Below are 8095 nucleotides of genomic sequence, written 5' to 3'. Positions count from 1 at the left end.
GGAAGTCCAACGCGTTCACGATGAGTTCCAGCGCGGCCTCTTGCACCCCGCTACAGCCCTTTTCCGCTATCTGGAGCAGGATCGGGGCCGCCGGGACGGCAGCGGGCAGGACCGTGCCGCTGTGGTCATGGATGATTCCTCCACCCGCCAGGAGGGACGCAGCCGACGCCGCGTCCATGCGCCCGCGAGCATGTGAGACCTCGGAAACCGTCGCGGACCGCTGTCGCACGGTAGTAGTCCACAGGACCGGGAACGGAACCCCAGTCGAACGCATCGATCACATCGGCTTCTTTCTGCGTGAGGCCAGTCGTGTAAGGGGGCTCGGCTGAAACGGCCGTATGCGATCTGACAGGGAGCAGGGAGGCCGGACACAGGGTGCCGCCGGGCAGGGGACACAGGGGTACCGGACGGCAAAGTGCTCCGGAGGTGGATGCCCCACCTGTACGGGACCTTGTACTGGGGAGCACACGAGGAGCACACATCGGCCCGGAACGCGGCGAGGACCTCTTGCGAGGTCCTCGGGAAACCCCGTGTGACCTGGGGTTTTGGGGCGCACCCGGCAGGATTCGAACCTGCGGCCATCGGATTAGAAGTTAGCTGGTTCCGTGCCGCCACGTGCCATTCTGTGCCGTTCCGTCCCACCCCACCCGATTCACAGTGCCGCCTGCTGACGCCTGGTACCGTCCTGTGTTGTTCCAGTCCAGGACGCCGGAGCACGAACGGAGCACACACGGGCCGACGGCGGCGTCCGATGGCACCTCACGAGGTTCTTGAAGGGTGGTTCTCCCACTTCGGAGCATGTGCCAGGGCCTCCGTGGGGCTACTCCCCTCAAGTACCATGCTGCGACCTTTCAGGGCGGTCTCTTCTGAGGAGTTTCAGCCCGGGCTCATACCTATCTCACAGCGACATCATCGGGTGCAGCTGTCATCCCAACGATCAGCTTCTCCTTGTCCTCGTCTGCAGAACGAGCGCTGCCGTGTGTGCGGCACCTTGCCATCCGACTGTCACCTTCTGGACGGACAATGGGAGGGTGACAAAGCAGAGCTTTTGGGTCGTGCGGCAAGTCGGAACGGAACCGTTCAGCTTCTCCAGGACCGGTCTGAACGTGGCCCGCGTGGAGCGCCTCCGCAACGGCCGCCTGAGCGATATGACCGACTTGGACGCTGCCCACGAGCTGGCCAAGATCGCGTTGAACGACCTTGAAGCGTTCGGCACAGGCGGAGGTGAGGCCCTCGATGACGAGGAGATGGCGGTTCTCCTCAGGTCCCTGACTGCGGTACTCAGACGCCTCGGTGTGGTCCTCGAACTGCCTTTCCGGGACTTCAAGGGCTTCAAACGGTACTGGATAGACCAGCGGATGAGCGGCAGCTACGACACACGTAGGCGCTACATCAACGGTGTCTTCGAGCCGGCCCTGAACCGGTTGGACAACTACCATCCCCACCTCCGTCAAGGCCCAGACCAAATGAGTCGTATCACCGATGTCACTCGCCGACGACTGCGCGACGGTCTCAAGGATTGGTGGGCCGGCGCTCTTGGCGAAGAGGAGTTCTTGGAGCGCCTGTACGACCTCAACAACCTGCCCAGCCATGACCCCAGGTTCGCGACAGCCGCCCAGGACCTCTGGCAGCACCGCGTCAACAACCCGGAGGACTGGGACGATGACTGGATCTGGCACGACGAGCGGTTCGGCCTGGTCGATAACGACCAGGCCCTCCTGCGGTTCCTGGCTGAAATGCTGCATCCGGTGGTGCGCACCGACCCGGCTGTGGTCGAGCGCCTCCGTGTGTTCTTCAACGAGACGCTCGCACCGGATGGCTACGAGCTCATCGAGGTGGACAATATCAGCGGCGCACCGGTGTTCGATGCCCGCACGATCGGTGCTGGAGTGCCCGGCTCTCTGAAGAATCTAATCTTCGCAGCCGACGGACTCAAGCCGGAGTTCGTACTCCGTGACGCCATCAACAACGATGTTGAGATCGTGAAGAACGAACAGTTCTGTCTGGTGTACAGCCAACCACTCGGTGTGTCCGGCCTGACCTGGGGAGAGATGATCACCTGGTGGAGGGACCGAGAATCCCTCCCGGAGAAAATGACGGACAGCGAGGTCGGCCGCGCCCTGTACCAGCGGCTGGGGGCATCTTTGCATAGGGATCCCCAACGGCCTAAATGGCGCTCGCCTGAGCAGACGGTTTTCCGCACCTACTGCGAGCTCTATCCCATCAACGAAACAGGGGCTGATTTTCCTGCACTGCTCCCGCAGGTGTACCTGCACATGGACCCTAAGACGCGAAAAGAGCGCGGGGACAAGGACAGTGTTCTCGGCCGCGAACGTATGGACTTCCTGCTCCTGCTGCCTCAGGGGGTCCGTATCGTGCTGGAAGTGGACGGACAGCACCACTACGCTGATGGTGGGGAAGCGTCCCCACGATTGTACTCGAAGATGGTCGCCGAAGATCGGGCGCTACGGCTCAAGGGTTATGAGGTATACAGGTTTGGTGGATATGAACTTGGGCTTGATGGTGCCCGGGCTATGCTCCGCCATTTTTTCGCCGAACTGATCGAGTGCTAGAGTGATATCTACCTTGCTCAATGCAAGTGGCTCTAGGCTAATGATTAAGTGCACCTGTGTTTGGCATGTCTGGCGTTCAACGTGGGCCATCTTCTATAATCCACAATCACGGCGGGCCTACTCGTTGGTGAAGGCAACGGCCTCGTTTCGGAGTTCCTGTAAAGCCTCCAAGTTGCTGCGTATTATATTTGGGTCGTACGAGTGGTTCGCTGATAGGCGTGAAATCCTGTCGATGATCTCTTCATCTGTCAATTTCTCAAGCCAAGCCGAAATTTTCTCTCGATCGGGTGCGTCTGGCATCCCATAAATGAGGTCCACTAGGTCGTTTCGAGCGCTTGCGGCGCCCAAGCGTTGCTTGTTGCGTTCAGCGGCTGAAGTGGTTGATCCCATTGAGATTGCGAGCCGCTCGTCCAGATGGCCGATGGATATCTCGTAACGCGGAGGGAGTGGTGATTCCGGTGGTTCACTTCCCGTGATCAAGCGTGGAACGGCTTGGGTCCTGATCCAATAGGCGATCTCGTCCAACTCGTGCATCAATACCGGCCACTCATCAGTGCCAGGACGGTTGATTCCAACTGTAGGGAAAAGTGTGATAGGAACTCTCTTGCCTACTGGAACTTCGGCGATTACCTCGCCCACGCGGAGGGGTTCTTCAGCGCGCGGAGGAAGATCGCGAACGGAATGAACCTTCTCGTCCTCCCGGATCACCGCGGGCAACCTTACTGCTGTCACTGCTGGAGTCCTGTGTTTCGCATGGTTCGTGTGAAGTACCAACCGTGCCAGTGGATGCAAGCGCGGTGCGACTTGGCGCTGGAAGGGCTGCAAACCCTTCACTCGTCTGAGAAGTTCGCCGCCGACTCGCAGTGAATCGGGACCTCGACGAGACCGATTATTAGTCCACTTCTCGAACTCCTCGTAAGTGAGGTTGGCTGGCATCTCAATGGATCGGGCAGCCTTCTCATCGAGCGGCCCGCCGTTCAGAAATTCAGCTTCTGTGAACATTGTGTGCTCGACAGCAGCGCGTAAGGATACGAGTGCGTCTGCCACGAGTAGTGGAATCTTACGCGGTATAGGGGCTACGCGGTCCACTACCGCCTGACTGGTAGGGCCTACCAGAACCTCTCGTAGGCCGACCGGACCACCTTCTCTCGCCATGTACTCAAAGAGGTGATCACTGATCTGCCCGATCAGCTCATCGGCATGCGACAGCGTCGCGGCCACCCCGAGATGACGCTCGGGGAGCCACCGGAATGTCGGAGCGCTCATGCCGCAACTCTACTCCTGATGATCTCTCAGCGAGTGTTTCGTTCCGATCCCGGTGAAGTCTGTGGGCACGTTAAACTTCTACTGTCCCCGCTGAGCCCTTTTCATCCTGCTTCTCGAAGTTGGAGGACCAGGACAGCGCGGGTGATCCGGTCGGCCTGCTGTAGGCAGCAGCGTAGACGGCCCAGGATGCCCCAATTCTTGAGTTGGGTGATCGCCGCTCACTTAGTGAGCAGAGCCTGGCATGGGTGGAGTTGGAGTCCTTCTTCCACTACGGCTTGCCGCGGCCCTTGAACGGGCAGAACGTCACCTCGGACAACCCGATGTGGCCCTTGCCTCCCAGGCCGATGAGCCCGGCGGCCTCGATGCGCTCGGCGAGCTTCCACACTGGGCGGCCCTGGTGTTTCGTGCCAGATTGGTTGGAGGCTCTGGCATGTGTCGGGATCGCCTCCTGGCATGCGTGGACTTGTGGCGTTTGTGATCGCCTCGGACACCAGCTCCAGGTCAGCGTCCCACCAAGCCGCATACGAAAGCCCCGGAGACGCTCTGCAGAGGTTTCCTGGGCTCCTTTCCCTCTGGCCGGCGTGCGCGCCTGAGCTTGACCCCAGCCCAGGCGGCGTTGGCCCAGGTAGGTCGGTCGCTTCCGCTCAGGACTGGTCAGCACGCACCCCGGCCAGCAGTCCGGCCCACTGGTCGGCGGGGAATTCCAGGTGGCCCGTGTCACGGTTCTGGGTGTCGCGCACCAGAGCGCCGGTGGCCAGCTCGCGGACCTCCACGCAGTTGCCCCCGGTGTTGCTGTAGGTGCTCTTGTGCCAATCGGTGTTCATGCGAGTTCCTTCAGGGCTTGGAGGGAGAGCCGGGCGGGAAGCGCGTCGGCCATGGCCCCCGTGACCAGTGCGGCGAGTCGGTCATTGCGGTCGGCGTCGTAGATGACGTTACCGTCCATGTGATCGCTGGAAATAACCGTCTCCCCCGAATCCAGACGGAACACCAGCACCGGCGAGGTGACGCTCAACAGGATCGACCCCTCCGGAACCAGATGGATGCGGACCCGCCCCTGTTCGACCAGCTCGACCAGGTGGCGCGCCTGCTCGGTGCGCGCGGCGTCGTCGAAGCCGGTGATCCCGTACACGGGGAAGACCGCGGTGATGCGCAGCTCGGGCAGCTGGCCCAGCCGCTGGGTGCGGATCTGCGCCAGACGCGCGATCTCCGCATCCGAGGCGGCCGGGTGCCAGGCCCGGAACACCGCCCCCGCGTACAGGGGGCTTTGCAGGTATCCGGGTACCAGGGCGGGGGAGGCGGCTTGGACGTGCCGTGCCCGTGTCTCGATGTTCATCAGCGGGCGGGCCCACTCGGGGGTGGACTTGCCGGACTTGGCCATCCGCCAGGCGGAGATGATCTTGCCCTCGGCGTCCAGGAGCCGGTCCAGCTGCTCGGCGGTCTCCCGGAATGGCAGCGCGTGCCCGCACACCCACCGGGACACTGACGCGGCCGAGCACCCCAGGTGGCCGGCCAGCTGTTGCTGGGTCAGCCCCGCAAGCTCGCGGTAGGTGGTGAGCAGTTCATGGAAGGGGGGTTCGCTCATACGCGTGATGTTACGCGCGGCTTCCGCGTGCCGTCAGGAAGTTACGAGAATGGCGCACGTACTGAGGTAAGAGACCCTGTTCGGGCCACGCTGGCGCCATGGAACTTGAAGACGAACGCGTCATCTACCTCCGGGATCTCCAGAACGCCCTGGCCGACCGGCAGCTGGGCAGTAGGCTCGCCGTCACCGTGGACCAGGGCGAGTTGACCCCGACCCTGTGCTGTGACCCGTACCTGGGCCAGGCCGCCGTGCGGGTCCAGGACGACCAGTACACCTTCCTCGGCATCACCACACCCCGGGTGCGGGTTCCCGTCACCGACCCGGCTGAATGCGTCAACCGTCTGGTCAGGGAACGCGCCGGGCGCATCAGCGGGTCGGCATGAGCAGGCCCAACCCGAACACCCCCCACCCACAGGGAAGGGGCCAGTTCGCTAACAACACCGCTCCGTATGGGTCGAGTGAGTTCGGTCCGTTGCTGCCGCCGCCGCGGGCCGACGATCCGGTGGGGCACGGGTACACGGCTTTCCAGGTGGTGCGGTTGGCGGTGCGGGCGGCGCGGGAGTGCCGGTGGGTGGACGCCATGGACCCGGTGCACCGGGCGGAGACCGCGTGGGAGGCCATCGTCGAACACCTCCAGCTCGCCCACGAGCGTCCGGAGGAGACGGAGCTGATCGCCGTCGGGTGGAAGGCGATGAAGGCGCAGCACTACCAGGACCTCAAGGTCCGTGGGCTGGGCGGCAAGGACAAGGCCCTGTTGACGCGGGCGTTCGTGCGGTACTGGACCAGTGCCTCGGCGCCGGCGCACTCTCACGAGGAGCAGATCGTCGATCGGCTGGCTTTGGCGCAGATCTGGACCGCGCTGAAACCCGCCCACCGGGAAGTATTGACCGCTCTGGCCGAGCACGGGGACCGACGCCGCGCGGAACGTTCCCTGAACATGGACCCGGTCGCGTTCAAGCGGGTGCTGGGTAGGGCCCGGCGGGCGTTCCTGTCTTTGTGGCACGAGGGCGAGACCCCGTCCCTGCTGTGGGGCTACGACCGTTCCGGGGCGCGGCACCAGAACGTGATGTACCTGGTCCGGCTGCGCAAACGCCGCGCATTGCAGCGCAAGGCCGAGGGGCATGTGCGCCGCTACGGGCATCGACCGCCCCGCGACCTGGGGGTGCCCGACAGCGAGCTGCTGGCGCGGCACGAGGCCGGGGAGAGCTACGCGGCGCTGGCCGAGTCTTTCGGTGTCAGCCGAGGACTGATCGCCTCCCGGGTGGCCAAGACCCGGGCCCGGACGCCGACAGGCGCTGACGGTTCCGGGATTGGGCTGCCAGGCCCGGGCTGACGGCGACCCGTGTATGTGCGGGATTCCGGTTGGGGGTTGAACCACCTCGCGAGGCAGAGCGACCATCGACCAGCCCGCCGGGAACCCCGCGTCCCCCACGGGGCGCAGGGACAGCCCTGAGCGGGTTCGGGCGGGAAGCGCAGCCCTTCGGGGCCAAGGACACCCGCACGAGAAGCCGCTTCAAAAACTGAAAGCACAGAGGTGCCCCGACCGGTGCGCGAACACCGGGCCGGGGCGAGATCACCACCTGAAAGCACCAGGAGGAGACCGTGGAACACCCTACTACCGGCCGTCACCGGCGGCCCTGTCACAGCATGGCCGGGCGTGTGTGGGCGCTGACCGCCGCGCTGCTGGCCACCGCCCTGGCCGCACTCTTCAGCCCCGGCCCGTACCGACTCCCTCGCCGGGTTCCGCGCGCGCTGCCCGCAGCACCCCCGACCACCAACGCCTTCAGCCGGGGCGACCTGCTCACCGACCCGCCCGGCTTCCCCGCACAGCACGCCTGGGCGGCCGGGGCCTCGACCGCCTCGGCCCGCTGGGAGCAGGCCTACCGAGACCGCTGCGCCCCATTCACGGCGGAGGACCGGGTGGATGCCGATCCCGACCTGGTCGCGGGGGCTCTGGTGCGCCCTTACCTCGACCTCGGGTCAGTTCCGCGCCCCCGCCCGGCTGAGCCGGAGGACTACCCGGCATCGCCTTCGGGTGTGGAGCCCGGGCCGGTGAAGGAGGAGTTCGCCGAGCTGACCGCCCGGATCCGCGCCTACCTGGCGCTGCGGGGCTGAGAAAGACCTGAACGGACCGGGGCGTCTTCTCCTGCGGGAGGAGGCGCCCCCAGGCGTTTTTCTGCGGCACTCCGAGGTGCCATGCATTGCTCGATCAATGGCTTAGAAGAAAAACCAAAGACGGGATTTCAGCCAATCGATGCGCTGGGTCGGCTTCCAGGGGTGCCGGTTTTGCGGCTTTTGCGGGGTGGGCCTGTGACTCCGCCTGTGACTGGGCCTGTGACTGGGCCCAACGGGGTCCCTGTGACTCCGCCTGTGCGTGGGCCCATTAGAGCGGCCCACCCCATCCGTGTTATCAGTGCAGGTCGAAGCCGCTGGGGGTGGGCCTTTCGCAACCCAGACACATACCCAAGTGGGTAGTTCCTCTTCATGTAGGGCGGGGCCGCCCCCGAGGCTGGCGGGCCCTGGCCCGCCAGCCTGGCGATGCCCTTCCGTGCGGTCACCTTCCCGCTCTGCTACTCTCCCCAGCGCCCTGCATTCCCTTTCTCTGGTTACTTGGAAAGGCATTCTCGGAAACGCTGGAAAATAACCCGGACCGGGGCGCGGGCGTGCCAGAGCG

Annotated in this window: 7 protein-coding genes; 4 read left to right on the top strand and 3 right to left on the bottom strand. The window is 64.4% G+C overall.

Annotation, left to right across the window (positions count from 1 at the left end; all coding sequences use genetic code 11):
- Positions 1 to 1031 precede the first annotated feature (1031 nt).
- A complete protein-coding gene (locus BUE45_RS13345) occupies positions 1032 to 2573 on the top strand; it encodes an AbiJ-related protein (RefSeq protein ID WP_218619534.1) in 1542 nt (513 codons plus the stop codon).
- A gap of 117 nt (positions 2574 to 2690) precedes the next feature.
- Here BUE45_RS13345 and BUE45_RS13340 read toward each other — a convergent pair whose 3' ends face one another.
- The 3 genes from BUE45_RS13340 to BUE45_RS13325 form a co-directional block, all read right to left on the bottom strand.
- Complete coding sequence (locus tag BUE45_RS13340) at positions 2691 to 3839, bottom strand: hypothetical protein (protein WP_073379521.1); 1149 nt, start codon at positions 3837 to 3839, stop codon at positions 2691 to 2693.
- A 644-nt stretch (positions 3840 to 4483) separates the two neighbouring features.
- Entirely contained in the window at positions 4484 to 4663 is a 180-nt protein-coding gene (locus tag BUE45_RS13330; RefSeq protein ID WP_073379519.1) for a DUF397 domain-containing protein, read from the bottom strand.
- Positions 4660 to 5421 (bottom strand): helix-turn-helix domain-containing protein, encoded by a 762-nt coding sequence (locus BUE45_RS13325; RefSeq protein ID WP_073379517.1) that lies wholly within the window; start codon positions 5419 to 5421, stop codon positions 4660 to 4662. Before BUE45_RS13325 ends, BUE45_RS13330 begins: the two co-directional genes overlap by 4 nt.
- A 98-nt stretch (positions 5422 to 5519) precedes the next feature.
- On the opposite strand from BUE45_RS13325, the gene BUE45_RS13320 reads away from it, so the two are divergent.
- The 3 genes from BUE45_RS13320 (at position 5520) to BUE45_RS13310 (ending at position 7536) form a co-directional block, all read left to right on the top strand.
- On the top strand, positions 5520 to 5804 hold the full coding sequence (locus BUE45_RS13320; protein WP_073379515.1) for a hypothetical protein: 285 nt from the start codon (positions 5520 to 5522) through the stop codon (positions 5802 to 5804).
- Positions 5805 to 6001: 197 nt separating this feature from the next.
- Positions 6002 to 6754 (top strand): hypothetical protein, encoded by a 753-nt coding sequence (locus BUE45_RS13315; RefSeq protein ID WP_245833139.1) that lies wholly within the window; start codon positions 6002 to 6004, stop codon positions 6752 to 6754.
- 314 nt (positions 6755 to 7068) lie between these two features.
- Positions 7069 to 7536 carry a hypothetical protein gene (locus BUE45_RS13310; protein ID WP_084737210.1) on the top strand — a complete coding sequence of 156 codons (468 nt, stop codon included), beginning with the start codon at positions 7069 to 7071 and terminating at the stop codon, positions 7534 to 7536.
- The last annotated feature ends 559 nt before the right edge of the window (positions 7537 to 8095 follow it).

The sequence above is a fragment of the Nocardiopsis flavescens genome (assembly GCF_900141985.1).
GTDB classification, from domain to species: Bacteria; Actinomycetota; Actinomycetes; order Streptosporangiales; family Streptosporangiaceae; genus Nocardiopsis; species Nocardiopsis flavescens.
The sequence above is the reverse complement of the archived record's forward strand: the minus strand, read 5'-3'. Positions and strand labels throughout refer to the sequence as shown.

What these genes read in the sequence shown, in the direction of transcription:
- BUE45_RS13340 (WP_073379521.1), bottom strand. Translation starts at nt 3,839, where the DNA reads ATGAGCGCTCCGACATTCCGGTGGCTCCCCGAGCGTCATCTCGGGGTG.
- BUE45_RS13330 (WP_073379519.1), bottom strand. Translation starts at nt 4,663, where the DNA reads ATGAACACCGATTGGCACAAGAGCACCTACAGCAACACCGGGGGCAAC.
- BUE45_RS13325 (WP_073379517.1), bottom strand. Translation starts at nt 5,421, where the DNA reads ATGAGCGAACCCCCCTTCCATGAACTGCTCACCACCTACCGCGAGCTT.
- BUE45_RS13320 (WP_073379515.1), top strand. Translation starts at nt 5,520, where the DNA reads ATGGAACTTGAAGACGAACGCGTCATCTACCTCCGGGATCTCCAGAAC.
- BUE45_RS13315 (WP_245833139.1), top strand. Translation starts at nt 6,002, where the DNA reads ATGGACCCGGTGCACCGGGCGGAGACCGCGTGGGAGGCCATCGTCGAA.
- BUE45_RS13310 (WP_084737210.1), top strand. Translation starts at nt 7,069, where the DNA reads ATGGCCGGGCGTGTGTGGGCGCTGACCGCCGCGCTGCTGGCCACCGCC.